Annotated in this window: 21 protein-coding genes and 1 riboswitch; of the genes, 4 read left to right on the forward strand and 17 right to left on the reverse strand. The window is 61.1% G+C overall.

All coding sequences use genetic code 11. From position 1 onward, the window contains the following. Nucleotides 1-76: 76 nt before the first annotated feature. The gene (alaS, locus tag ACOZJV_RS22410) at nucleotides 77-2,695 is read right to left on the reverse strand and encodes an alanine--tRNA ligase (RefSeq protein WP_078470849.1); all 2,619 of its coding nucleotides are present in this window, start codon (nucleotides 2,693-2,695) and stop codon (nucleotides 77-79) included. Between the two features lie 146 nt (nucleotides 2,696-2,841). After that, complete coding sequence (gene ltaE, locus ACOZJV_RS22415; RefSeq protein WP_421548538.1) at nucleotides 2,842-3,846, reverse strand: low-specificity L-threonine aldolase; 1,005 nt, start codon at nucleotides 3,844-3,846, stop codon at nucleotides 2,842-2,844. A gap of 213 nt (nucleotides 3,847-4,059) precedes the next feature. Next, nucleotides 4,060-4,230: riboswitch (FMN riboswitch) on the forward strand. 120 nt (nucleotides 4,231-4,350) lie between these two features. Here ltaE and ACOZJV_RS22420 point away from each other — a divergent pair. Then, the gene (locus ACOZJV_RS22420; RefSeq protein WP_078470851.1) at nucleotides 4,351-4,860 is read left to right on the forward strand and encodes a 6,7-dimethyl-8-ribityllumazine synthase; all 510 of its coding nucleotides are present in this window, start codon (nucleotides 4,351-4,353) and stop codon (nucleotides 4,858-4,860) included. Between the two features lie 142 nt (nucleotides 4,861-5,002). Here the strand turns inward: ACOZJV_RS22420 and astE are convergent, their stop codons facing one another. The 14 genes from astE to acs form a co-directional block, all read right to left on the reverse strand. After that, nucleotides 5,003-6,013, reverse strand: a complete 1,011-nt coding sequence (astE, locus tag ACOZJV_RS22425; RefSeq protein WP_078470852.1) for a succinylglutamate desuccinylase — start codon at nucleotides 6,011-6,013, stop codon at nucleotides 5,003-5,005. A 12-nt stretch (nucleotides 6,014-6,025) separates the two neighbouring features. Beyond that, entirely contained in the window at nucleotides 6,026-6,316 is a 291-nt protein-coding gene (locus ACOZJV_RS22430; protein WP_020295677.1) for a hypothetical protein, read from the reverse strand. Between the two features lie 63 nt (nucleotides 6,317-6,379). Beyond that, on the reverse strand, nucleotides 6,380-7,726 hold the full coding sequence (astB, locus tag ACOZJV_RS22435; RefSeq protein ID WP_020295678.1) for an N-succinylarginine dihydrolase: 1,347 nt from the start codon (nucleotides 7,724-7,726) through the stop codon (nucleotides 6,380-6,382). A gap of 99 nt (nucleotides 7,727-7,825) precedes the next feature. Further along, nucleotides 7,826-9,292 (reverse strand): succinylglutamate-semialdehyde dehydrogenase, encoded by a 1,467-nt coding sequence (gene astD / locus ACOZJV_RS22440; protein WP_078470854.1) that lies wholly within the window; start codon nucleotides 9,290-9,292, stop codon nucleotides 7,826-7,828. Then, nucleotides 9,292-10,317, reverse strand: coding sequence for an arginine N-succinyltransferase (astA, locus tag ACOZJV_RS22445; protein WP_020295680.1), 1,026 nt, complete (start codon nucleotides 10,315-10,317; stop codon nucleotides 9,292-9,294). Before astA ends, astD begins: the two co-directional genes overlap by 1 nt. Nucleotides 10,318-10,398: 81 nt before the next feature. Then, a complete protein-coding gene (aruF, locus tag ACOZJV_RS22450) occupies nucleotides 10,399-11,418 on the reverse strand; it encodes an arginine/ornithine succinyltransferase subunit alpha (protein ID WP_078470855.1) in 1,020 nt (339 codons plus the stop codon). A 132-nt stretch (nucleotides 11,419-11,550) separates the two neighbouring features. Beyond that, nucleotides 11,551-12,771, reverse strand: coding sequence for an aspartate aminotransferase family protein (locus tag ACOZJV_RS22455; RefSeq protein WP_078470856.1), 1,221 nt, complete (start codon nucleotides 12,769-12,771; stop codon nucleotides 11,551-11,553). A gap of 449 nt (nucleotides 12,772-13,220) precedes the next feature. After that, nucleotides 13,221-14,201: a transcriptional regulator ArgR gene (argR, locus tag ACOZJV_RS22460; RefSeq protein ID WP_078470857.1), complete on the reverse strand. Its 981-nt coding sequence runs from the start codon at nucleotides 14,199-14,201 to the stop codon at nucleotides 13,221-13,223. A gap of 122 nt (nucleotides 14,202-14,323) precedes the next feature. After that, a complete protein-coding gene (locus tag ACOZJV_RS22465; RefSeq protein WP_020295684.1) occupies nucleotides 14,324-15,088 on the reverse strand; it encodes an ABC transporter ATP-binding protein in 765 nt (254 codons plus the stop codon). Between the two features lie 28 nt (nucleotides 15,089-15,116). Next, entirely contained in the window at nucleotides 15,117-16,229 is a 1,113-nt protein-coding gene (locus ACOZJV_RS22470; RefSeq protein ID WP_421548539.1) for a succinylglutamate desuccinylase/aspartoacylase family protein, read from the reverse strand. A gap of 1 nt (nucleotide 16,230) precedes the next feature. Next, nucleotides 16,231-16,929 (reverse strand): ABC transporter permease, encoded by a 699-nt coding sequence (locus ACOZJV_RS22475; RefSeq protein WP_421548540.1) that lies wholly within the window; start codon nucleotides 16,927-16,929, stop codon nucleotides 16,231-16,233. Next, on the reverse strand, nucleotides 16,926-17,615 hold the full coding sequence (locus tag ACOZJV_RS22480) for an ABC transporter permease (protein WP_020295687.1): 690 nt from the start codon (nucleotides 17,613-17,615) through the stop codon (nucleotides 16,926-16,928). Before ACOZJV_RS22480 ends, ACOZJV_RS22475 begins: the two co-directional genes overlap by 4 nt. A gap of 91 nt (nucleotides 17,616-17,706) precedes the next feature. Continuing rightward, nucleotides 17,707-18,480, reverse strand: coding sequence for an ABC transporter substrate-binding protein (locus tag ACOZJV_RS22485; protein ID WP_078470860.1), 774 nt, complete (start codon nucleotides 18,478-18,480; stop codon nucleotides 17,707-17,709). 657 nt (nucleotides 18,481-19,137) lie between these two features. Beyond that, complete coding sequence (gene acs / locus ACOZJV_RS22490; protein ID WP_020295689.1) at nucleotides 19,138-21,093, reverse strand: acetate--CoA ligase; 1,956 nt, start codon at nucleotides 21,091-21,093, stop codon at nucleotides 19,138-19,140. Between the two features lie 414 nt (nucleotides 21,094-21,507). Here acs and ACOZJV_RS22495 point away from each other — a divergent pair, with 414 nt between their 5' ends. The 3 genes from ACOZJV_RS22495 to ACOZJV_RS22505 all read left to right on the forward strand — a co-directional run bounded on the left by ACOZJV_RS22495 (nucleotide 21,508) and on the right by ACOZJV_RS22505 (nucleotide 24,158). Beyond that, nucleotides 21,508-21,771, forward strand: coding sequence for a DUF2790 domain-containing protein (locus ACOZJV_RS22495; protein ID WP_020295690.1), 264 nt, complete (start codon nucleotides 21,508-21,510; stop codon nucleotides 21,769-21,771). 327 nt (nucleotides 21,772-22,098) lie between these two features. Next, nucleotides 22,099-22,392 (forward strand): hypothetical protein, encoded by a 294-nt coding sequence (locus ACOZJV_RS22500; protein ID WP_421548541.1) that lies wholly within the window; start codon nucleotides 22,099-22,101, stop codon nucleotides 22,390-22,392. 518 nt (nucleotides 22,393-22,910) lie between these two features. Further along, a complete protein-coding gene (locus tag ACOZJV_RS22505) occupies nucleotides 22,911-24,158 on the forward strand; it encodes a ribonucleotide-diphosphate reductase subunit beta (protein WP_020295692.1) in 1,248 nt (415 codons plus the stop codon). Between the two features lie 133 nt (nucleotides 24,159-24,291). On the opposite strand, the gene ACOZJV_RS22510 is transcribed toward ACOZJV_RS22505, so the two are convergent. Further along, nucleotides 24,292-25,137, reverse strand: a complete 846-nt coding sequence (locus ACOZJV_RS22510; protein WP_238596150.1) for a tetratricopeptide repeat protein — start codon at nucleotides 25,135-25,137, stop codon at nucleotides 24,292-24,294. Nucleotides 25,138-25,270 lie beyond the last annotated feature (133 nt).

Genomic DNA, 25,270 nt, shown 5'->3' on the forward strand with positions numbered 1-25,270 from the left:
AAAGGGGCGCCTATTAATCAATCAAACTGCAAAGCGCAAAAGGCCCGCCACTAGACGGCGGGCCCGGCTCGGAGCCTTAAATACCCTGTTCGACAAAGGGTACGGTCAGGGCCAGCGCGCCATCCAGCGCTGCGGCGTCAACGCCACCGCCTTGCGCCATGTCCGGACGACCACCGCCCTTCCCGCCCACTGCCGCAGCGGCCTGTTTCATTAAATCACCGGCTTTGAGTTGGCCAGTCAGGTCCTTGGTTACGCCCGCAACCAGAACGACCTTTTCCTCATGGACACTGCCGAGCAGGATCACTGCGCGACCGAGTTTGTTTTTCAATTGATCGACCAGCGCCAACAGCGCCTTGCCGTCCTGGCCGTCCAGGCGCGCCGCCAGTACTTTCACACCCTTGACGTCCACTGCGCTGGCCGACAGATCGTCGCCAGCGGCGCTGGCAGCCTTGGCTTGCAGCTGCTCGAGTTGTTTCTCCAGCAGGCGATTGCGCTCCAGCACGGCCGACAGCTTGTCGATCAGATTGTCGCGGCTGCCCTTGACCAGGTTGGCCGCTTCCTTGAGTTGTTCTTCCGCAGCGTTCAGGTACGCCAGCGCCGCAGCGCCGGTGACCGCTTCGATACGGCGCACGCCAGAGGCCACGCCGCCTTCGCTGATGATCTTGAGCAGGCCGATGTCGCCGGTACGATTGGCGTGGATACCGCCGCACAATTCGACGGAGAAATCGCCGCCCATGCTCAGTACGCGCACGTTATCGCCGTACTTCTCGCCAAACAGGGCCATGGCGCCTTTTTTCTTGGCGGTTTCGATGTCGGTTTCTTCGGTTTCCACTGCGGAGTTCTTGCGAATCTCGGTGTTGACGATGTCTTCCAGTGCCTTGAGCTGCTCGGGCTTGATCGCCTCGAAGTGGCTGAAGTCGAAACGCAGACGCTGGCTATCGACCAACGAGCCTTTCTGTTGCACGTGCTCGCCCAGCACCTGGCGCAGCGCAGCATGCAGCAAGTGAGTCGCGGAGTGATTCAGGGCCGTGGCGTGACGCACCTGGGCATCGACCTGGGCTTGCACCGGAGCACCGACCGTCAGGCTGCCCGACGCCAGCACGCCGTGATGCAGGAAGGCACCGCCGGTCTTGGTGGTATCGCGCACGTCGAAACGCGCCGCACCAGCCTGCAGGTAACCGCAGTCGCCGACCTGGCCGCCCGACTCGGCGTAGAACGGGGTCTGGTCCAGAACCACCACCGCCTCTTCGCCTTCGCTCAGGACATCGACCGATTGGCCGTCTTTATAGAGAGCAACCACCTTGGCCGCGCCGCTGGTGGCGGTGTAGCCGGTGAACGCAGTGGCCACGTCAACCTTGACCAGGGTGTTGTAATCCAGGCCGAACGAGCTGGCCGAACGCGCACGTACGCGCTGCGCTTCCATCTCGCGCTCAAAGCCCTCTTCGTCAACCGTCAGGCTGCGCTCACGGGCGATGTCGGCGGTCAGGTCCATCGGGAACCCGTAGGTGTCATACAGCTTGAACACCACGTCGCCCGGCACCACGGTGCCTTTGAGTTCCAGCAGATCCTGCTCGAGAATCTTCAGGCCGTGCTCCAGGGTCTTGGAGAACTGCTCTTCCTCGGCCTTGAGTACGCGCTCGATGTTGCTCTGCTGCTTCTTCAATTCAGGGAAGGCTTCGCCCATCTCGGCAACCAGTGCCGCGACGATCTTGTAGAAGAAGCTGCCGGTTGCACCCAGCTTGTTGCCGTGACGACAGGCGCGACGAATGATCCGGCGCAGCACGTATCCGCGACCTTCGTTGGACGGCAGCACGCCGTCGGCAATCAGGAAGCCGCACGAACGGATGTGGTCGGACACGACTTTCAGCGACGACTGATCGCCATTTTCGCAGCCGATGGCCTCGGCCGATGCGCTCAGCAGGTTCTTGAACAGGTCGATGTCATAGTTGGAATTGACGTGCTGCATCACCGCACTGATCCGCTCCAGGCCCATGCCGGTGTCGACCGAAGGGGCTGGCAACGGATGCAACACGCCATCGGCGGTGCGGTTGAACTGCATGAACACGTTGTTCCAGATTTCGATGTAACGGTCGCCGTCTTCTTCCGGCGAGCCGGGTGGGCCGCCCCAGATGTGGTCGCCGTGATCGTAGAAAATCTCGGTGCATGGGCCGCACGGGCCGGTATCGCCCATGGTCCAGAAGTTGTCGGATGCGTAAGGCGCGCCTTTGTTGTCGCCGATGCGAATCATGCGCTCGGCTGGCACACCGATTTGCTGGGTCCAGATGTCATACGCTTCATCGTCCGAGGCGTAGACCGTGACCCAGAGTTTTTCCTTCGGCAGCTTCAGGACACCGGTCAGGAAGGTCCAGGCATAGGTAATCGCGTCGTGCTTGAAATAGTCACCGAAGCTGAAGTTACCCAGCATTTCGAAGAAAGTGTGGTGACGAGCGGTATAACCGACGTTTTCCAGGTCGCTGTTCTTGCCACCGGCACGCACGCACTTCTGGCTGCTGGTGGCGCGGGTGTAGGCTCGTTTTTCCTGGCCCAGAAAGCAGTCCTTGAACTGGTTCATCCCCGCGTTGGTGAACAGCAGGGTTGGGTCGTTGCCCGGAATCAAAGAGCTGGAGGCTACACGGGTGTGGCCTTGCTCTTCGAAGAAGCGAAGGAAGGCTTCACGGATTTCTGCGCTTTTCATTAGGTTCTTCCACGGAGGCTGCGGCCAAAGGCCTGTGCGAAACGTCAACAGACGAAGCGACGGCAAAGGGCCGCATTATATCGGCGTTAATCAGCAGGTACAGCGTGTTTGTACGATACAAACAGTCAATTGGACGGCTAACACTGTCAGTTGCGGGAAAACTCGGCAAAAGCATCGACGACTTGCTCGATTTGCGCCCGGCTGACGTCAAGATGCGTGACCATGCGCAAGCGTGACGCCGCGCCCAGCCTGATCCCGCGCTCGCCGGCAAAGGCCTTGAGGGCTTCGGCACGGTCACCGACCTGGGCGTACACCATGTTGGTCTGCACCGGCTCGACGCTATAGCCGGCCTCGCGCAGGCCGTCGGCCAGCAGGCGGGCGTTGGCATGGTCGTCGGCCAGGCGCTGCACCTGGTGCTCCAGGGCATAGAGGCCGGCCGCCGCGAGAATCCCCGCCTGGCGCATGCCGCCACCGACCATCTTGCGCAGGCGGCGTGCCTTGGCAATCAGTTGCTCCGAGCCGCACAGCACCGAACCCACCGGTGCGCCCAGACCTTTGGATAGGCACACCGACACCGAGTCGAAGTGCCGAGTGATCTCCCGTGCATCGACCCCCAGTTTGACCGCCGCGTTGTACACGCGGGCGCCGTCCAGGTGCAGGGCCAGGCCGTGTTCACGAGTGAAAGCCCGCGCCTGGGCCAGATAGGTCAGGGGTAGCACCTTGCCCTGCATGGTGTTTTCCAGGGCCAGCAGGCGGCTGCGGGCGAAGTGGAAGTCGTCGGGCTTGATCGCGGCCGCCACCTGAACCAGGTCCAGCGAGCCGTCGTCCTGAAATTCCAGGGGCTGTGGCTGGATCGAGCCGAGCACCGCCGCACCGCCCCCTTCATATTTGTAGGTGTGGGCCTGCTGGCCGACGATGTATTCGTCGCCACGCTCGCAATGGGCCATCAGCCCCAGCAGGTTGCTCATGGTGCCGCTGGGTACGAACAGCGCGGCGGCAAAACCCAGGCGCTGCGCCAGATCGGCCTCAAGCTGGTTGACCGTCGGATCCTCGCCGTACACATCATCCCCGGTCCTGGCACCGGCCATCGCCTCAAGCATGCCTGCGCTGGGCTGGGTGACCGTGTCGCTGCGAAGATCGATAACACTCATGGGGCGGGCCTCATCAATAGGACGGGTAAGTCGATGCCGGCAGTAAAGTCTGCGGCGAGCTGTTTTTCTACGGTCGACACCACGATTAATCAAGGGCCGCAGCGGAAAAACCCGCCTAACCCTGCAAAAAATCGATGCCTATCATCCAAAAGCAGCGATGCAGCAGCAAAAAATATGTGTTAAAAACTCACCGCCGCCGAATAATCCGGCGGCAAACGTTCTCAGGGCGGGGTGTAACTCCCCACCGGCGGTAATTGCGCGCAATGCGCATAGCCCGCGAGCGCTTGGCGACACCCACGGCTTTACGGTGAGTGGCGGCAAGGTCAGCAGACCCGGTGTGATCCCGGGGCCGACGGTCATAGTCCGGATGAAGAGAGAACGGGATTGGCGCCAAAGGGCCGAACCGGAGCAGCCGTGTGAGTAATCACAGGTCTGTCTGGCACGTACCCTTAAATCCCATTCGATTCATAACGCCCTGTTTTTCACACAAACAGGAGTCAGAACATGCAACCCACCGCAATCGATAGCAAAAGCAAAAGCCACTCGAACGAGCGCGTCGCGTTTATCCAGGCCTGCTGGCACAAGGAAATCGTCGATCAGAGCCGTAAGGGTTTCGTCGCCGAAATGCTGGCCCAGGGTTACCAGGAAAGCGACATCGACTTCTTTGAAGTCGGCGGCGCCTTCGAAATCCCCCTGCACGCCAAGCTGCTGGCCAAATCCGGGCGTTATGCCGGGATCGTCGCCGCAGGCCTGGTGGTGGATGGCGGGATCTACCGTCACGAGTTCGTCGCCCAGTCGGTGATCAGCGGCCTGATGCAAGTGCAGCTGGAAACCGAAGTGCCGGTATTCTCCGTGGTGCTGACCCCGCATCACTTCCATGCCGGCGAAGAGCACCAGAAGTTCTTCTTCGACCACTTCGTGCACAAAGGCCAGGAAGCGGCGAAGACTTGCGCCGATACCCTGCACAAGACCCGCGCCCTGCGCCGTCATGAGCAACGTGCAGTAGCGGTCTGAAGCACCGTAGAGAGATAGCCCTGACACCCTACGGTGTCAGTTGAGGACAGCGCAGCCTGCGGCAGGCTGCGCTGACCGTCATTGAAACCGAGATGACGCAAGCAGACCCCGAACGCGCCCCGAGCCTGCAGTAGCTACAGGGTCAGGCCAGCTCGGCGTCTGTAGTGGGAACGATCAGAATCCCGGCGCGCAAGCCGTTCTTGACCTTAGGGTTGGGGAAGATGATTCGGGCACCGGGTTCTTCGACCACCCAACGGGTCTGGGCGATGTCCTCGGCCAGCAGATAACCCACTTCCAGTTCCGAAAAATTCTCGATGTCCGCCGGCAGGTGCAGGTGGAAAGCGTCGCTGTGCTTGATGATTTCCCGGGCCACGCTGAACAGCTGCAAACCGTCCAGGCTCTGCTCGGCCAACGGCGGCTCGCGGCCTTCAATGATCTGCTTGAGGCGGGTTTCCAGGCGCTCGACGTTGACGCCCTGGTTCTGGCCGAAAGGCCGGGCCTTGCCCAGCTCCAGGGTGAAGGACTCGGCACCCAGCTTGTCGTAGGTGTAGGAGCTGAACACGATCGACGGCTTGTTCTGCAGCAGCACCGCTTGCATGCCAGCGGCACGCAAGCGGGCCAGTTCAGCGCGCGAGTGCTGGCGGCCTTCCTTCCACGGATAGAGGGCGAACTGCTCGATTTTCGAGCCGCGAATCGCGGTGTGCAGGTCGTAGTGCAGGCGACTGCGCTCGGGCAGGCTGAAAAAGCTCGCCGCCAGCCGCTCCAGTTCGCAGGCACGCAGGGCTTCGTTGCCGCTGCTTTGTTCATGACGGCCGTTGAACAGCCGATTGACGTCCTGCTCGATATAACGCTCGCCGCGGCGCATGGCCTCGGGGTTGCCGAACAGGAACAGAATACGTGCGCGAGGCTTGAGGTCACCCCGGGCGATGTCATGCAGCAACCGATCGAGCAACTCGATCGGCGCGGTCTCGTTACCGTGGATGCCGGCCGACAGCAGCAGGTCCATGCCATTGTCGCGAGCTTCGGGCGGCCGCACTTCCAGCGCGCCCTCGCTCAACCAGCGCATCCGCACGCCTTCGACAGTCAGTTGAGTCTTCTCCGCCGGTTCGCGACCGGCGAGGGTCAGTTCAAGCAGTTTGCCGAGGGCGAGCATAGAACGAGTTCCTTAGTGAGCGTGGCCGCAATCCGGGCCGTGCACGTGATCGTCTTCGTCACCGGCGTCGGCCGGTTCCATTTCCAGTTGCAGGCTGACCAGGTTGGTCGCCAGCGGGCGCAGCAGCAGGTTGGCGTATTCGGCATCACCTTCTTCAACGTCCACGCCGATCAGCAATTGGCCACGGCCGTCCTGCTGGATCCACAACTCTTTGCCTTGCCACATCACCGCAACACGGGTGCAGGAGGTTTCCAGTTGAGTGCCGTCGGTGTCTTCAAGGATCAGCTGCAGGGTATCGCTCATTTATTACGCTCTCATCTGGAGATAAAGCGGCGCGCCCGACTCAACAGAGACGGGCGCGGGCTTTCAATTGATCTGGAATGGATAAACCGCGCCCAGTTTAAGGATTTGCGTCAGTTCATCCAGTGCCGTCCGGCACTCAAGCAGCAATTGCGGATCCGCCAGATCGCTTTCGGCCAGGCGGTCGCGGTAGTGCTTGCCGACCCATTGGGTCAAGGTGTCGTACAACGGCGCGGTCATGATAACCCCTGGATTGACCGCCGCCAGCTCAGTTTCGTTGAGCGCGACCCGCAGTCGCAGGCACGCCGGGCCGCCGCCGTTCTGCATGCTTTGCTTGAGGTCGAAGACCTTCACTTCACGAATCATCCCGGCCGAAGACGTCAGGCCTTGCAGGTACTGCCAGACGCGTTCGTTGGCGCGGCATTCCTCGGGCACGATCAGCAGCATCGTGCCATCGGCACGGGACAGCAGCTGGCTGTTGAACAGGTAGGAGCGCACCGCGTCCTCCACCGTGACCTGGGAGCGCGGCACGCAGATCGACTGGAAGTTGCCGCCGAACTTGGCCAGCTTGCCCTGCAGCTCGGCGAGCATGGTGTCAGTGTCGAGGAAGGCATCTTCGTGGTGGAACAGCAGCTCGCCGTTACCGACCGCGATCACGTCGTTGTGGAACACACCCTGGTCGATCACCGACGGATTCTGCTGGGCGTAGACCACGCCATCGTCGCTCAGGCCGTGCAGGCGAGCCACGGCTTGCGAGGCTTCCAGAGTCTGGCGGGCCGGGTATTTCTGCGGTGCCGGGTAGCGGGTGTCGAAGGCGCTGCGCCCGAACACAAAAAACTCGACCCCGGCCTGGCCGTACTCACGGCAGAAGCGCGTGTGGTTGGCCGCGCCTTCGTCGCCAAACTGCGCCACTGCCGGCAACGCCGCGTGGTGTGCGAAGTGCTTCTGGTCGGCGAACATTGCCCCCAGCACGCGGCTGGTGGTCGGGTGCTCGATGCTGCGGTGGTATTTGCAGTTGAGGTTGGCGGCGGTGAAATGCACGCGGCCATCGGCAGTGTCGGCGCTCGGGCTGACGGTGGCGGCGTTGGCCACCCACATGCTCGACGCCGAGCAACTGGCAACCAGCAGCGGCATGGCCTGCTTGGCGGCCTGCTGAATCACTTGCGCGTCGCTGCCGGCAAAACCGAGGCTGCGCAGGGCCGCTACATCCGGCCGCTCCTGCGGGGCCAGCACGCCTTGCTGAAAGCCCATTTCCATCAGCGCTTTCATTTTCGCCAGGCCTTGCAGCGCCGCTTCCTTGGGGTTGGAAGACTGCTGACTGTTGCTCTGGGAGGCGACGTTGCCGTAGGAAAGACCACCGTAGTTATGGGTCGGCCCCACTAGACCGTCAAAATTGACTTCATAGGATTTCATCAGCGAGGCTCCACGAACATCGATATTTTTATAGGCGTTAAAAGCGGATCAACCTGTGGCCAGAGAGCGTGCTCCCCAGCCACAACAGCTCCCACACATTCAGGACAAGCGCACACCTGGGGTCAATGCGCTCGGCAGCACCAGGCTCGGGGTTTCCAGCGAGGCCACCGGGTACGCGCAGTAATCTGCCGCGTAGTAGGCGCTGGCCCGATGGTTGCCCGACGCGCCCACGCCACCGAAAGGTGCGCTGCTGGCGGCGCCGGTCAGCTGTTTGTTCCAGTTGACGATGCCGGCCCGGCTTTCCAGCCAAAACTGCTGGTAGCGCGCCTCGGAATCCGAGAGCAGGCCCGCAGCCAGGCCGTATTGGGTGTTGTTGGCTTCAGCAATCGCACCGGCAAAATCCGCGTAGCGAATCACTTGCAGCAACGGCCCGAACAGCTCCTCGTCCGGTCGCTCGGCCACGGCCGTCACGTCGAGAATGCCCGGGGTCAGCAGTGCGGCCTGGGCCTGGGGCTGAGTCATGGCCAGCAGCGCCACCGCGCCATTGGCCAGCAGTTGTTCCTGGGCGTCGAGCAAGGCGCGGGCAGCCCCCAGGGAAATCACCGAGCCCATGAACGGCGCAGGCTGCTGGTCGAATGCACCGACCTCGATGGTCGCGCTGACGGCCACCAGGCGTTCCAGCAACTGGTCGCCCCAGGCACCCTGCGGCACCAGCAGGCGGCGGGCGCAGGTGCAGCGCTGGCCAGCGGAGATGAATGCAGACTGGATGATGGTGTACACCGCCGCGTCCAGGTCCGCGACCTGATCCACCACCAGCGGGTTGTTGCCGCCCATCTCCAGCGCCAGGATCTTGTCCGGGCGCCCGGCGAACTGCTGGTGCAGGTGATTGCCGGTACGGCTGGAGCCGGTGAAGAACAGCCCGTCGATACCCGGGTTGGCAGCCAGGGCGATGCCGGTTTCCCGCGCGCCCTGCAGCAGGTTCAACACACCGGCCGGCAGACCGGCTTCGATCCAGCACTTGACGGTCAGCTCGGCGACTTTGGGCGTCAGCTCGCTGGGTTTGAACAGCACGCTGTTGCCCGCCAGCAAGGCCGGGACGATATGGCCATTGGGCAAGTGGCCCGGGAAGTTGTAAGGACCGAACACCGCCACCACGCCGTGTGGCTTGTGGCGCAGCACGGCGGTGGCGTCGCCCAGGGGGCCGCTCTTCTCGCCGGTACGCTCACGGTAGCTCTGCACCGAGATGGCAATCTTGTTGACCATGCTGGTGACTTCGGTGGCCGACTCCCACAGTGGCTTGCCGGTCTCCTCGCCAATGCAGCGGGCCAGTTCGTCGGCGTGGTTCTTCAGGCTGGCGGCAAAGGCTTCCAGCACTGCGATACGCTCGTCCAGGGAGCGCTTGGCCCATGCTGGAAATGCCTGGCGCGCGGCTTGGACAGCGGATTCAACCTGTTCGGCGGTGGCACCGTTGCCGGTCCACAGCACCTGCTGCGTTACCGGGTTCAGGGATTGAAAGGCTTCGCCCTGCCCTGCCAGCCACTCACCAGCGATGTATTGCGCATTCATTACTTGGACTCCCGGGAAGCAGACAACGGAACCGCGCGGACCTGGTCGCCGGCGTTGAGTTGCAGGCGTTTGGCGGTCAGGGGATCGACCACCAGGGTGCCGGCGGCAAAGCGCGCCGGAGCGGCCGTGATGCGGCAATCCTCGCGCTTGCGGTTGTGGATCAGGAACGGCGTGGCGTCATCGCCTGGAGTGCCGATCGCCAGCACCAGCGCCTGGCTGTCGCGTACCGCGCGGATCTTGCTGGTTTCGCATTCCACCGCCGGACCGGCGTCGAAGATGTCGACGTAGCCCTGATAGCTGAAGCCTTCACTCTTGAGCATGGCCAGGGCCGGCTCGGTGTCGGTGTGCACCTTGCCGATCACGCTGCGCGCGTCTTCGGAAAGGAAGCAGGTGTAGAGCGGGAACTTGGGCATCAGTTCGGCGATAAACGCCTTGTTGCCCACCCCGGTCAGGTAGTCGGCCTGGCTGAATTCCATCTTGAAGAAGTGCCGGCCCAGGCTTTCCCAGAATGGCGAGCGCCCGGCGGGGTCAGACATGCCGCGCATTTCGGCAATGATCTTGTTGCCGAACAGCTGCGGGAACTCGGCGATAAACAGCATCCGCGCCTTAGCCAGCATGCGACCGTTGAGGCCGGTGCGGTAATCGGCGTGCAGGAACAGCGAGCACAGCTCGGAGTTGCCGGTCAGGTCGTTGGCCAGGAACAGCGTCGGAATCTCGCGGTAGATATTGAGCTCCTGGGAGGCGCTGACCGTCAGGCCGACCCGGAAGTTGTACCAGGGCTCACGCAGGCCGACCGCACCGGCGATCGCAGAGATGCCCACCACCCGGCCGTTGTCGTCTTCGAGCACGAACAGGTAGTCGGCATCGCCGCGCTCGGCCTCGCCGCGAAAGGTTTTCTCGGCCCAGCCGACGCGGTGGGTCAGGCGCTCTTCGTTGGCCGGCAAAGTGGTCAGGCCGGTGCCGGTACTGCGCGCCAGGTCGATCAGCGCGGGTAAATCGCTGCTGCGTACGGGACGAACGATCATGCTATCTCCTCAAACGGGCCGCTAACGCCACCCGTGAAACTCGCTGCCTTCTGGGCAATTTTCTCTGGGCAAAAGCAGGCGTCAAACCGCTACCAGGCGCACGCTGGCACCTTCGCCGACACCCAGTGCTTCGGCCGCTTGCAAGTCCAGGGTCACCGGTTTGCCTGGGGCATAGTCGAGCTCCAGCAACACCGCGCGGTAATCCTGCAACTGGGCGTTGGCCACCAGATACTGGCGTCCGCCGCCCTTGCTCACCTCGCCGATTTTCACCGGCACCACGCGGCTCTGGGCGATCGAGCGAATGCCCGAAACCCGTGCGTGCAGGGTCGGGCCGCCGTCGAAGATGTCGATGTAATGATCGGTCTCGAAGCCTTCGCGCATCAGGATGTCGAACGTGATCTGCGCCCGCGGGTGCACCTGGCCCATCGCCTCTTGGGCGGCGTCCGGCAGCAGCGGCACGTAGATCGGGTAGTGCGGCATCAGTTCGGCGAGGAAGGTGCGGCTTTTCAGCCCGCACAGGCGCTCGGCGGCAGCGTAGTTGAGGTCGAAGAAGTTACGTCCGATGGCGTCCCAAAATGGCGAGTCGCCATGCTCGTCGCTGTAGCCGACGATCTCGGTCACCACTGAATCGGCAAAGCGCTCCGGGTGGCTGGCCACAAAGAGCAGGCGGCCGCGGGAGTTGAGCTCCGACCACGACGAACCCACCAATTCCGGCACCACGTAGAAGCTGGTCAACAGGCTGTTGCCGGTCAGGTCATGGCACTGGGACAGGACGTGAATCTTGTTATGAATCTTCAGCTCGCGAGAGGCGTGAACGAAGGTTTCATTGCGAAAGCTGTAGAACGGCTCGGAGTAGCCGGCCGAAGCGACGATGGCCGAGCAGCCCACCAGCTTGCCGCTGTCGGTGTCTTCAAGGACAAAGAAGTAGCTCTCTTCACCGTTGAAGCTGACTTCGGCAGCGAACGAGGCTTCGGAGGCAGCAATCTTGTCGCTCAGGCGTTCGACATCATCCGGCAAGGAAGTGACACCAATCGGACTGTCCGCAGCCAGACGCTGTACCTCGCCCAGATCAGCCATTTGCGCGGGGCGCATCACCAGCATGGTGTCACTCCTTACTCGAAACAGGTCGGCAAACAGGCCGACTCAGGAAAAAAATGCCGGGATAGCCCGGCACAGAAATGTGGCTCGACGCCTATCCGCGAGGATAAACGCCGAGGAGTACTGCGGCCTGAATCAGGCTTGGGTCAACGTGGCGACGGCGCGTTCGAAGCGGTCAAGGCCGGCGTCGATATCGGCGTCTTCAACCACCAGGCTCGGGGCGAAGCGCACCACATCCGGGCCGGCTTGCAGAATCATCAGGCCTTCTTTTTCAGCGGCGTTGAAGATGTCTTTGGCTTTGCCCTTCCAGGCATCGCTCAGCACGCAACCGAGCAGCAGACCCAGGCCGCGCACCTGAGTGAACAGGCCGTATTTCTCGCCGATCTGCTCCAGGCGGGTCTTGAACTTGTCATGCTTGGCGTTGACACCACTCAGCACTTCAGGAGTGTTGATCACGTCGATCACCGCTTCCGCGACAGCACACGCCAGCGGGTTGCCGCCGTAGGTGGTGCCGTGAGTACCGACCACCAGGTGCTTGGCCAGCGCTTCAGTGGTCAGCATGGCGGCGATCGGGAAACCACCGCCCAGGCTCTTGGCGCTGGTCAGGATGTCCGGCGTCACACCGTAGTGCTGGTAGGCGAACAGCTTGCCGCTGCGGCCCATGCCGGTTTGCACTTCATCGAACACCAGCAGCGCGTTGTGCTCGTTGCACAGCTCGCGGGCACCTTGCAGGTAAGCCAGCTCGGCCGGCAGTACGCCACCCTCGCCCTGGATCGGCTCCAGCACCACGGCGCAGGTCTTGTCCGAAACGGCGGCTTTCAACGCTGCCAGGTCGTTATAAGGAACGTGGGTGATGCCGGTGATTTTAGGACCGAAACCGTCGGAGTACTTCGACTGGCCACCGACGTTGACGGTGAACAGGGTACGGCCGTGGAAGCTGTTGAGCGCGGCGATGATTTCGTACTTCTCAGTGCCGAAACGATCGAAGGCTACGCGACGGGCCAGCTTGAAAGCGGCCTCGTTGGCTTCGGCGCCGGAGTTGCAGAAGAACACGCGCTCGGCGAACGTGGCGTCGATCAACTTGTGCGCCAGGCGCAGGGCCGGCTCGTTGGTGAAGACGTTGGACACGTGCCACAGCTTGTTGGCCTGTTCGGTCAGCGCACCGACCAGCGCCGGATGGGCATGACCCAGGACGTTGACCGCGATGCCGCCGGCGAAGTCGATCAGCTCTCGACCTGACTGATCCCAGACTCGGGACCCGGCGCCACGCACTGGAATGAAAGCCGCAGGCGCATAGTTGGGAACCATGACCTGGTCGAAATCGGCGCGTTGCACCGGAGCTTGCTCAACGGACATCGGAGTCTCCTGAAGAGGAACGCCTGCCTGAAACTGGCGAGCGATGGGGGGATTGTAAGGACAGTTTTCAGCCCGGCCTTGCCGCCAAGCGACAACTTCTTATAGCGCCAAACCCGGATTTAGACGGGTTTACGGCAATGCGACAAATAGCGTCGCAAAGGCGCAGTTTAAACTGCCGACAGCCCTTAGCGGCAGCTCTGCCCGCAATTGCGTCGGCCAATGATCTGTCGTCGCTGCCATAGGCTTGAGCCACACTTGGGCGCTGGGCAGGGCAGGCGTCGTGTAATCCGTGGAAAAATGCGCCGGGGTTCAGAGCCAACGCAGCCTGGCGGCAGCGGCACATGTTTGAGTTGTAGCCGCTGCCGTAGGCTGCGCTGGCTGAAGCAGACGCCGGGCAATCTTTGCTGAAATGCGTTGAACGCCAGGGCAACCAAACCCGCCGGATCGGATCAACCGCGCTCGGACGGCACCGATGACAACTCGAACGGGCTGCTGCTGCGCCGCTGATTGCGATCTTCGCGAGGGGTGGCGCCGAAGAAGTTGCGGTAGGCGCTGGAGAAATGCGGCCCCGAGGAGAAGCCGCAGGACAGGCCGATCTGAATGATCGACTTGCTGGTCTGCATCAACATCTGGCGCGCCTTGTTCAGGCGCAGCTCCAGGTAATACTGGCTGGGCACACGATTGAGGTACTGCTTGAAGATCCGCTCCAACTGCCGACGCGACACGCAAACGTGCTGGGCAATTTCATCGGTGGTCAGCGGCTCTTCGATGTTGGCTTCCATTAGCAGCACGGCCTGGGTCAGCTTCGGATGGCTGGAGCCCAGGCGGTTTTGCAACGGAATACGCTGGCGCTCGCCGCCTTCGCGAATCCGCTCCACCACCAACTCTTCCGATACCGCACCCGCCAGCTCGGCGCCGTGATCACGGGCCAGCACCGCCAGCAGCAGATCCAGCACCGACATACCACCACAGGCGGTCAGGCGATCACGATCCCAGTCAAACAGATGACTGGTGGCAATCACCTTGGGAAAACGCTCGGCGAAATCATCCTGCCAACGCCAGTGCACCGCCGCCCGATAACCATCGAGCAAACCCAACTGCGCCAGCGGGTAGACCCCGGCCGACAAGCCACCGATCACACAACCGGCTCGCACCAGCTGCTTGAGCGCGCTGCTCAGGGCCGGCGCTATGGAGGCCGGCGGCTCATCGGCCAGCAAAAACAGCTTTTGGCAGCCTTCAAGCTTGCCCGCCCAAGGCTCACCCGGCAGTTGCCAGGCGCCTTCAGCCGGAGCCTCGGCCTGCAGGAACGAGAGTTCGTAGACAACATCCGGATGCACGCGCTGAGCAACACGCAAGGCCTCCTCAGCCAGCGCCAGCGTCAAGGCTTTAGTGCTGGGCCAAATCAGGAAACCAATTCGATGGGCAGTCATGGCGTGCGATCCGAAACGAAAACAGTGTTAAAAAACCGAGGGCGGCAGCACCAACATAGACCAGTCTGCGCGAGGCGCAGCATGCCCTAAAAAGGTGCACAACGGCAGCGCTAAATCAGCTGTTACTTCAAGCTGCCCGACAGGAACTGCTGCAACCGCTCGGACTGCGGATTGACCAGCACTTCACGCGGGTTGCCGCTCTCTTCCACCACCCCTTGGTGCAGGAACACCAACTGGTTCGACACTTCGCGAGCAAAGCCCATTTCGTGGGTGACCACGACCATGGTCCGACCTTCCTGGGCCAGGGCCTGCATGACTTTCAGCACGTCGCCCACCAATTCCGGATCGAGCGCCGAGGTCGGTTCGTCAAACAGCATGACTTCCGGCTCCATGGCCAGGGCCCGGGCAATCGCCACCCGCTGCTGCTCACCACCGGACATATGGCCCGGGTAGGCGTCCTTGCGGTGCGCCACGCCGACCTTGGCCAGGTACAGCTCGGCCTTTTCCCGCGCCTCGGCCTTGGACATGCCGAGTACATGGACCGGCGCTTCCATGATGTTTTCCAACGCGGTCATGTGCGACCACAGATTGAAATGCTGAAACACCATCGACAGCCGCGAGCGCATGCGCTGCAGTTGTTTCGGGTCGGCGGCCTTGAGCGCGCCGTCCTTGTTCGCCACCAGCTTGAGCTCTTCGTTGTTCAGCAGGATCTTGCCCGCATGGGGCTGCTCAAGCAGGTTGATACAGCGCAAAAAGGTACTTTTGCCGGAGCCACTGGAGCCGATGATGCTGATGACATCGCCGGCGGCGGCTTTCAGGGACACGCCCTTGAGCACTTCGTGACTGCCATAGCGTTTATGCAGGTCTTGGACTTCAAGTTTGTACATGCTGTCGGTTCTCACAAAAAGCTGTCAGTCAGTCGTTGAGCAAGCGCCCGTGCCGCAGCGCTTCGCGCCCCGCCACCTTGGCCAGCCAGAAACCGGATTGGGCATAACGTAGCCGTTCCACGGCAAACAACACGCCGCTGGTGCCAGCACACAGGATGCTGACCCGATCGGATAAGGGGTCAATCACTTCAAAGATAGGCTCGCCCTTCTCCACCCAGCTGCCAACCGGACGCAGAAAGCTCACCACGCCCGCGTGGGGCGCAAACAATAGCTCGGTGCCTTCAAAGGGCATGGCTTCGCAGGCTTCCTGGGCGGCCTTGGGCCACTCGCCAGCGATCAAACCCTGCTCGGCCAGAAACGCCAGGATCCCTTCGGCATGAGCCTCGGCTTGCGGGCGGCCGGTGTCGGCCTGTCCACCCAGCTCGACGGTGGTCGCCAGGCACGCCAATGGAATCTGCGCCTCGGGAAACAACCGGGAAAGTTGCAGCCAGGGCAGCGAACAGGCCTCGTCAAACGAGTTGCCGCCCGACTCCTCGGCCAGCAGGCCGACCCGTACATTCAAGTGCGCAGCCAGGGAACGCCAATGCGGCCAGTGCTGCGGCAAAGCGTACATGTGCAGCGCTGCCTCGGCATCGCAATGCAGGTCGAGGACCACGTCGGCACCGCAGGCATGGCTCAGCAACACCCGTTGCAAGCCTTGCAGTTGACTGGTCGGGGCCGGCAAGGCCGCCAGGGCGTCGCTCATGGCCTGGCGAATCAGGCGGATATTGGCGTGGGGATCATCCCCCAGGCACCCTTCCAGCAACGCCGCAACCGGCGCACTCAGCTCAACGAAATCACGGTTGAAGTTCTTGCCGCTGCCGGCCTCGAAACGCCCCTGGTGATTGCCTTGCAGCAACTGCCCGAGGCCGATCGGATTGGCCACCGGCACCAGCTCGATCACGCCATTGAGCGCGCCCTGGGCTTCCAGCTCGGTCAGGCGTTTTTTCAGCTCCCAGGCGGTGCGCATGCCGGGCAACTCATCGGCGTGCAGGCTGGCCTGGATGTAGGCCTTGCGCTCGCCATGGCCAAAGCGAAACACCGAGACCTGGCGCTCGCAGCCCAAATGGCTCCAGGGCAATGAATGATCGATACGTTCCATATCAGTGCTTCCGCGGCGCCAGGTAGCCCAGCCAGCGGCGCTCGGCCAACTTGAACAGGCGCACCAGGATAAAGGTCAGGCACAGGTAGAACACGCCAGCGGTGATGTAGGCTTCGAACGGCAGGTAGTACTGGGCGTTGACGGTCCGGGCGGCGCCGGTGATGTCGATCAGGGTCACGATGGAGGCCAGACTGGTGGTCTGCAGCATCATGATCACTTCGTTGCTGTACTGCGGCAGCGCCCGGCGCAGGGCCGACGGCAGCAGGATGCGGCGATACATCTTGTAGCGCGACATACCCATGGCCTTGGCGGCTTCAATCTCGCCATTGGGCGTGGCCCGCAGGCTGCCGGCGATGATTTCAGCGGTGTAGGCGCTGGTGTTCACGGCAAAGGCCAGGCAGGCACAGAAGGTCGCACTCGACAGCCACGGCCAGAGAAAACTCTCACGCACCGCCTCGAACTGCGCCAGGCCGTAGTAGATCAGAAACAGCTGCACCAGCATCGGCGTGCCGCGGATCACGTAGGTGTAGAGCCAGGCGGTCATGTTGATGACCGGCTGCTTGGAGACCCGCATCAGCCCCAGGGGCAAGGCCGCCAGCAGGCCGAAAAACAGCGACAGGGCCAGGAGTTTCAAGGTGGTCAGCAGGCCGCCCATGTACAGCGGCATCGCCTCCCAAATGACGTTGTAGTCGAAGATCATAGATCAGCCGCCCTTACGCCTACCGAGTAGCGCTTCTCAAGGTAACGCAGTGCCAGCAACGAGACGCTGGTGATCACCAGGTACATCGCCGCCACTGCAAGGAAGAAGGTGAAAGGCTCGCGGGTGGCGTCTGCCGCCTGCTTGGCCTTGAACATCATGTCTTGCAGGCCCACCACCGAAATCAGCGCGGTGGCCTTGGTCAGGACCAGCCAGTTATTGGTGAAGCCGGGAATCGCCAGGCGAATCATCTGCGGCACCAGTACCCGGAAGAACACCTGAAAACTGCTCATGCCGTAGGCCATGCCGGCTTCGGCCTGCCCCTTGGGGATGGCCATAAAGGCGCCGCGGAAGGTTTCCGACAGATAGGCACCGAAGATGAAACCCAGGGTGCCAATACCGGCTGCCAGCGGGTTGAGGTCGATGTAGTCGTCAAAACCCAGCAGCGGTGCGACGCGGTTGAGCAGGTCCTGGCCGCCGTAGAAAATCAGCAGGATCAGCACCAGGTCGGGAATCCCACGGATCACCGTCGAATACAGATCGCCCAGCCAGGCCAGCCAGCGCACCGGTGACAGGCGCAGCGCGACCCCGATCAGACCCAGAACAATGGCCAGGGCCATGGACGACAAGGCGAGCTGAAGCGTCAGCCAAGCGCCATCGAGGATGACAGCCCCGTAGCCTTTCAACATGATTCAGGTCCTCGAAAATTGGGATGAAAAAATGGCGCAAACTTCAGAGATTCTGCTGCTTGCGCCATCTCGGACTGACTGCTTCGACGTATTACTGGCCGTAAATATCGAAGTCGAAGTACTTGTCCTGGATTTGCTTGTACTTGCCGCTCGCACGAATGGCGGCGATGGCAGTGGTGATCTTGTCTTTGAGCGCATCACCCTTGCGCACTGCAATCCCTACGCCGTCGCCGAAGTATTTGACGTCGGTGAAGGCCGGACCCACGAAGGCGAAGCCCTTGCCGGAATCGGTTTTCAGGAAACCGTCGTTCAACAGGGTGGCGTCGGCCACGGTGCCATCGAGACGACCGGCGGCCACATCCAGGTAGATTTCGTTCTGCGAACCGTAAGGCTTGATCTCGGCACCCAATGGCGCCAGCACTTCACGGGCAAAGCGCTCGTGGATCGAACCACGTTGCACGCCAATGTTCTTGCCTTTGAGCTCGGTCAGGCCATCGCTGATCTGAGTGCCAGCCTTCATGACCAGACGTGCCGGGGTGTTGTAGTACTTGCCGGTGAAGTCCACGGACTTCTTGCGATCATCGGTGATCGACATCGACGACAGGATGGCGTCGATCTTGCGAACCTTGAGGGCCGGGATCAGGCCGTCGAACTCTTGCTCGACCCATACACACTTGACCTTCATCTCTTCACAGAGGGCGTTGCCGATGTCGTAGTCGAAACCGACGATGCTGCCGTCCGGCGCCTTGGAGGCAAACGGAGGGTAAGCCGCTTCAATACCAATTTTCAGGGGCTTTTCATCAGCGAATGTCGGCAGGGAGAGCACGGACAGTGCCAGGGCGCCAAGAAGCACGAGTTTCTTCATCTTAGGACTCCATCGGTAAAGGGCGAAAACGGCAGAGTGAGCGACAGCCCAATATGCGAATGGGTGGAACCTGATTAGCGGCGCAGCGTCCTGGGCAGCCCGGCGAAAATCCAGCACAGGCGACGACGAGCGAGTGATCGGCATTCTAACGACAGGCCGGAAGCCGATATTTCTTCAATGCGACAACAAATTACACAAGCATCGAGAAAGCCGGCCAGGCGCATTGACAGCTCTTCAGGTTTATGCAAGAGCAAAAGAAATGGAACCGATACATGCTGCAAATTGCGGGCCTATTATTGGCAAAGCCTTCTATTCCGGCAAGCTCAGCGTAATGACTTATTTTTTACCTGGATAAAACCAGCCCGAAAATGGGGCCTGGCGTTTCCCATTGCCCCGCTATTGGGCGCGGGGTTACACCTTGGGCGATCCCGGTAACATTCAGATACGTCCGATGGACAAAACCGATATTTATCATCTCTGTAGCCGCTGCCCCAATGCCCGCAACCGCCCCGTAGCCGCTGCTGCCAGGTTGCGCTGGCCGGACCCGGCACCTCAGCCCCCCCCAGGGCTCATCGAGGTCTTTACAAGCACCGAGCCAAGCAAAAAAAGCCCCGCCAGGCGCAAGGCCGGGCGGGGCTCGATGACAGGCAGCGCGTGTTACGCGACGTTCATCGTCTTGTGGGTTTCGATCAGGTGCTGCACCACTCCCGGGTCAGCCAGGGTCGAGATATCCCCCAGGCCGTCGTACTCGGCAGTTGCGATTTTGCGCAGGATACGCCGCATGATCTTCCCGGAGCGGGTCTTCGGCAGGCCTGGCGCCCACTGAATCACGTCCGGCGAGGCAATCGGACCGATCTCCTTGCGCACCCAGTTCTTCAGCTCAAGGCGCAGCGCTTCGCTCGGCTCTTCGCCACCATTGAGGGTGACGTAGACATAAATGCCCTGACCCTTGATGTCGTGCGGCACCCCGACCACCGCGGCTTCCGCGACTTTAGGGTGGGCGACCATGGCGCTCTCGATCTCGGCGGTGCCCATGCGGTGCCCGGAAACGTTGAGTACGTCGTCCACACGCCCGGTGATCCACCAGTAACCATCCTCGTCACGACGTGCACCGTCACCGGTGAAGTACATGCCACGGAAGGTCTTGAAGTAGGTATCGACGAACCGGTCGTGGTCGCCATAGAGCGTGCGCGCCTGGCCTGGCCACGAATCGAGAATCACCAGGTTGCCTTCGGCAGCGCCCTCGATGATGTTGCCCAGGTTGTCGACCAGGGCCGGCACCACGCCAAAGAACGGCCGCGCGGCAGAACCCGGCTTCAGCGCATGGGCGCCCGGCAACGGGCTCATCAGGGTCGCGCCGGTTTCGGTCTGCCACCAGGTATCGACGATCGGGCAACGGGATTGACCGACGTTCTTGTAGTACCAGTCCCAGGCTTCCGGGTTGATCGGCTCGCCCACCGAACCCAGCAGACGCAGGCTGCTGCCATCGGCCCCCTCACAGGCGGCGGTGCCGGAGGCCATCATGGCGCGGATCGCAGTCGGCGCGGTGTAGAGGATGTTGACCTTGTGCTTGTCGACGATCTTCGCCACCCGAGTGATGTCCGGGTAGTTCGGCACACCTTCGAACAACAGGGTGGTCGCGCCATTGGCCAGCGGGCCGTAGACAATATAAGTGTGGCCGGTGACCCAGCCGACGTCGGCGGTGCACCAGTAGATTTCCCCCGGGCGGTAGTCGAATACGCGCTCGTGAGTCAGGGCCGCATACAACAGGTAGCCGCCGGTAGTGTGCTGCACGCCCTTGGGCTTGCCGGTGGAGCCGGAGGTATAAAGGATGAACAGGGCTTCTTCAGCCCCCATTTCCTTGGGTGCGCAGACGGTGCCGGCAACCTTCATCAGGTCTTCGTACCAGATGTCGCGATGCTGGTTCCACTTGATGCTGCCACCGGTGCGCTTGCACACGATGACCTTCTGGATGCTGCTGGTTTCCGGGTTGGTCAGGGCGTCGTCGACATTGGCCTTGAGCGGGATCTTCTTGCCGGCGCGAATGCCTTCGTCGGCGGTGATCACCACTTTCGAGCGGCAGTCGATGATGCGACCGGCCAGGGCTTCAGGCGAGAAGCCGCCGAATACCACCGAGTGGATGGCGCCGATGCGGGTACAGGCCAACATCGCGACCACGGCTTCGGGGATCATCGGCATATAGATAGTCACCACGTCGCCGCGGTGTACGTCCTGGCCACGCAGGGCGTTGGCGAATTTGCAGACTTCTTCGTGCAGCTCGCGATAGGTGATGTTGCGGCTTTCGGCAGGGTCATCGCCCTCCCAGATGATCGCGATCTGATCGCCGCGCTCAGCCAGGTGCCGGTCCAGGCAGTTGTAGGAAACGTTGAGGGTGCCGTCGGCAAACCACTTGATGTCGACATGGTGATCGTCGAAGGAGGTCTGCTTCACCGTGGTGAAAGGCTTGATCCAGTCGAGGCGCTTGGCCTGCTCGCGCCAGAAGCCGTCGGGGTTGACGACCGACTGCTGGTACATGGCCTTGTAGGTCGCCTCGTCAGTCAGCGTATTGGCCGCAACCTCGGGACGAACGGGATACAGAGAAGCCGCACTCATCTTTCTTACCTCGGTGACATAGTTGTTGTTGTATGCCCCTGTTTTAGCCGGGGCGGGCCTATAGAACCATTCGACGATGGTAGTAACAAGCCCCTACAAAACGTCCTATTTACCTCATCAGCCGCTCTAGCACGCAGGCTGTAGCCGATTCCGGGTGATATTGAAAAGACCCGGATGTGGGCCAGCGGCCCGAAAATGGGGGGATTGTTACAAAATCCGTCAATAGTGTTTATCAAAAGCACGGCTATATGCCGGCCGCCCAGGCGCCTAAAATCGGTCTCGCCAACAAGGCAAAGTGATTAACCAAGTTGCAGCCCCCACGAAGGCAGTTAATCCAAAACACTTACTCAAGTTCCACACGCAACCCCAAAAAGGTTGCGTGACCCCACACGACCTTAGAAAGGTAAATTTGAAATGAAAGCTTTATTAGTTCTGGCCCTCAGCAGTCTTTGCGTCACTGCGATGGCTGACGAGATCCCGACTGATGTTGCCAGCCAGCAAACACCGGTAGAGGAATACTCTTACTCATCCGACCTGGACATCGCCAAAGTTATCTCCATGAGCGAAGTTCCCAGTGTGTGTGAAGTTGTACCGGCGCGAATGGAGTACGAAGACTCCAACGGCCAAAGACATATTCTGCAATATCGCGTCATGGGCAGCGGCTGCTCTAACGGCTGAGAGCCAAGTTAGTTTCAAAAGACTTTATAACTGCCGGCCGCAAGAAATCACTCTTGCGGCAAAGATGCCCGCCACACACCGGCTCACGGAACTGTTGCAGAGCATCGCCTAATCGAGACGCGAACACGGCACTCGCACTCGACCGATTCCCTGAAATTTCGTTTAACGCCTTGCAGCCCTTGCCGGCCATGCGTGGAGAAGCCATCACAAATAGATCGATATAATCGATTATTAAACGGCATTTTTTGCGCTTTTTAATCAATTTAATCCGATTAGTATGAGCTTCACACCCACCGCACAAAACGAACAACACCCGGAGCTACCGACATGAAAACCAAACTGATCCTCGCCCTGACCCTCTCTGTACTGGCCGCCAACACATTTGCCGCTGATGGCTATGACCGTACCGGCTCGGCCATTGCCGCCGATGGTTATGACCGCACAGGTTCCGCCACCTTTGTTGAGGACGGTTATGACCGCACTGGTTCGGCCACCTTTGCCGAAGACGGCTATGACCGCACCGGCTCGGCCACTGTTGCCGAAGATGGCTACGACCGTACTGGCTCCGCCACCTTCGCCGCTGACGGCTACGATCGCACCGGTTCGGCCAACCTTGGCTGATCCCGGCAGGCGACTTCACAGCCCGACTCCGGTCGGGCTTAGTAGTGTTTGAAGCCGACCAAAACCACCTCAAACCACTACATCTAGTAAAAAACCCAATTTTCCGGCCTTTTTCGGCCTCTATTTTCACCGTCAAAAAAAAATCTTCAGCCCCCCTTCCACGGCCAAAGCCCTGTAAACCCTCGCTTCGCCCTCAGTGCCCTCCCTTTGTGAGCCAACCTGCGCTACTTGGTCGCCCCACAGGCCTGAAAAAATCCCTATAATGCGTCCTCAAAACGGGGCCGCAACATTCCCTTACCGGATTGCAGTCACCGGCTGGACCCGCGCACGAGCCGACAACCTCAGTTCCACCCGACGGCCGTTCCAGACCTCCGTACACATATTCCGTTATTGCCTGCGTTCAGCTGCTGCAACAAACGACTTTCTATAGATCAAATGCGGCCAAGTGAGGCCGTGTGAAAAGCCAACCCTTTTGTTTTCACACGGGCATCTGGCCCTCATGCAGGAGACGACACGTCATGCTGAGCTGGGACGAATTCGACAAAGAAGAAGGCGAAGTTGCCGCTAAAGGCGCCAACGCCGGCCACGCTTCTGAAGCCAACATGGACCGCCTCGACAGCGCCGGCGGTGCCGCTGCTCTCGAAGCTCGCGCAGTAACCGCCAACGACTCCGCCGCGATCATTCGCGCCAAGGCCGCCCTCGACAAGCTCGACGTCGCCGAAGGCCTGGCCGAGCTCGAAGGGGCTTCTGCCCGTGTGGCCGTCGACGAAAAGCGCATGATCAACTGCCGCGCCGACCTCAACCAGCTGGTGCCATTCAAATATGACTGGGCCTGGCAGAAGTACCTGGATGGCTGCGCAAACCACTGGATGCCGCAAGAAGTCAACATGACCGCCGACATCGCCCTCTGGAAAGACCCGGAAGGCCTGACCGACGACGAACGCCGCATCGTGATGCGCAACCTGGGCTTCTTCTCCACCGCCGACTCCCTGGTTGCCAACAACCTGGTCCTGGCGGTGTACCGCCTGATCACCAACCCGGAATGCCGCCAGTACATCCTGCGCCAGGCGTTCGAAGAGGCGATCCACACCCACGCCTACCAGTACTGCATCGAATCGCTGGCCATGGACGAAGGCGAAATCTTCAACATGTACCACGAGATCCCATCGGTCGCTAAAAAAGCCGCCTGGGGCCTCAAGTACACCCGTTCGATCTCCGATCCGAAGTTCGAAACCGGCACCGTCGACACCGACAAAGAGCTGCTGCGCAACCTGATCGCCTACTACTGCGTTCTGGAAGGCATCTTCTTCTACTGCGGCTTCACCCAGATCCTGTCCATGGGCCGTCGCAACAAAATGACCGGCGTCGCCGAGCAGTTCCAGTACATCCTGCGCGACGAATCCATGCACCTGAACTTCGGCATCGACGTGATCAACCAGATCAAAATCGAAAACCCGCACCTGTGGGACGCCGAGATGAAGGAAGAAGCCTCGCAAATGATCCTGCAAGGCACCCAGCTGGAAATCGAATACGCTCGCGACACCATGCCGCGCGGCGTACTGGGCATGAACGCAGCGATGATGGAGGACTACCTCAAGTTCATCGCCAACCGTCGCCTGTCGCAGATCGGCCTCAAAGAAGAATACCCAGGCACCACCAACCCGTTCCCATGGATGAGCGAAATCATGGACTTGAAGAAAGAGAAAAACTTCTTCGAGACTCGGGTTATCGAGTATCAGACCGGTGGGGCGTTGAGCTGGGATTGATTCCAGAAGCTCGCCTGAGTTTTCCGATCATCATTTGAATCGGTGAACACCAAAAAGCCCTGACCTGGTCAGGGCTTTTTTATGGGCGGTCGGGTCGGTCGCTGGGCGATTACTGCCCGAAGCCTTAAGCACCTCAGCCCTTCAACACCCCTGCATCATTCGGGCACGTCGGCTCAGGCGTGGTCTCGAACAATTCCTTGGCCCAGCGCTCGGCGGCGGTGTACCAGGCGACGCTGGAGTTGGCGATCTCCTGCTGTGCCTGTTCCGAGCCATTGGCAGCGGCTTTGTGCAGCCAGAGTTTTCGCTGTTTTTGATCCAGGGGGATATCCCCTTGCCCAAAGCCGTAGGCGTAGCTCAGCGCGTACTGCGCGGGGGCATAGTTTTGTTGGGCGGACTGGCACAGCCAATACCCGGCTTTGCGATCGTCGCTGCTGTAACGCGCGTCCCATTCATCGAGTTGCCCATCGGCCGAGGCGAAGGCGTCCTCGACGCCTCGGTCAGCGCTCCAATACAGCTTGCTTAAGGCGAACTGGGCTTCGGCATTGCCTTTTTGGGCTGCCTGTTCGTAGAAGTACATGGCGGTTTTCACGTCCTGCTTGACGCCGGTTCCCTGCAAATGGCTGGCGGCGAGTTCCATGAGCGCCAGGTCCAGGCCGTGTTTGGTGGCAAGCGTCAGGTACTTGATCATTTTCTTCTGGTCGGGCTCGCCGAGCAGGCCGTCGCGGTAAATGATCGCGATCTCGAAGGCCGCGCGGTCGTTGCCCAGCTCCGCAGCCCTGCCGTACCAGCGTATGGCACCGGGATAATTCTGTTGGGTGTAATAGGTGTAACCCAGGTTAAAGGCTGCGGCGACATCGCCTTCGTCGGCCTTTTTGATCAGCGCCATCTCCTGCTCATAGCCCTCGGCAGCCTCGACGGTGAAAGGCAGTGCATCGTCGGCTTGAGCCGCATGCGCGGTCAGGGAAGTAAAGCCGAGCATCACATAGAGCAACCAGCGTGGGCAGCGCGTCATAAGCAACGTCCTTGTAAAGGTGGGTACAACGGCGGATGCGTGATGATCCGGGGTGGACAGAGCCTACTCGCCCTGCTTGTTCGCCAGCAAGGCAGCCGAT

Source organism: Pseudomonas sp. QD4, from assembly GCF_049199125.1.
Classification (GTDB): domain Bacteria; phylum Pseudomonadota; class Gammaproteobacteria; order Pseudomonadales; family Pseudomonadaceae; genus Aquipseudomonas.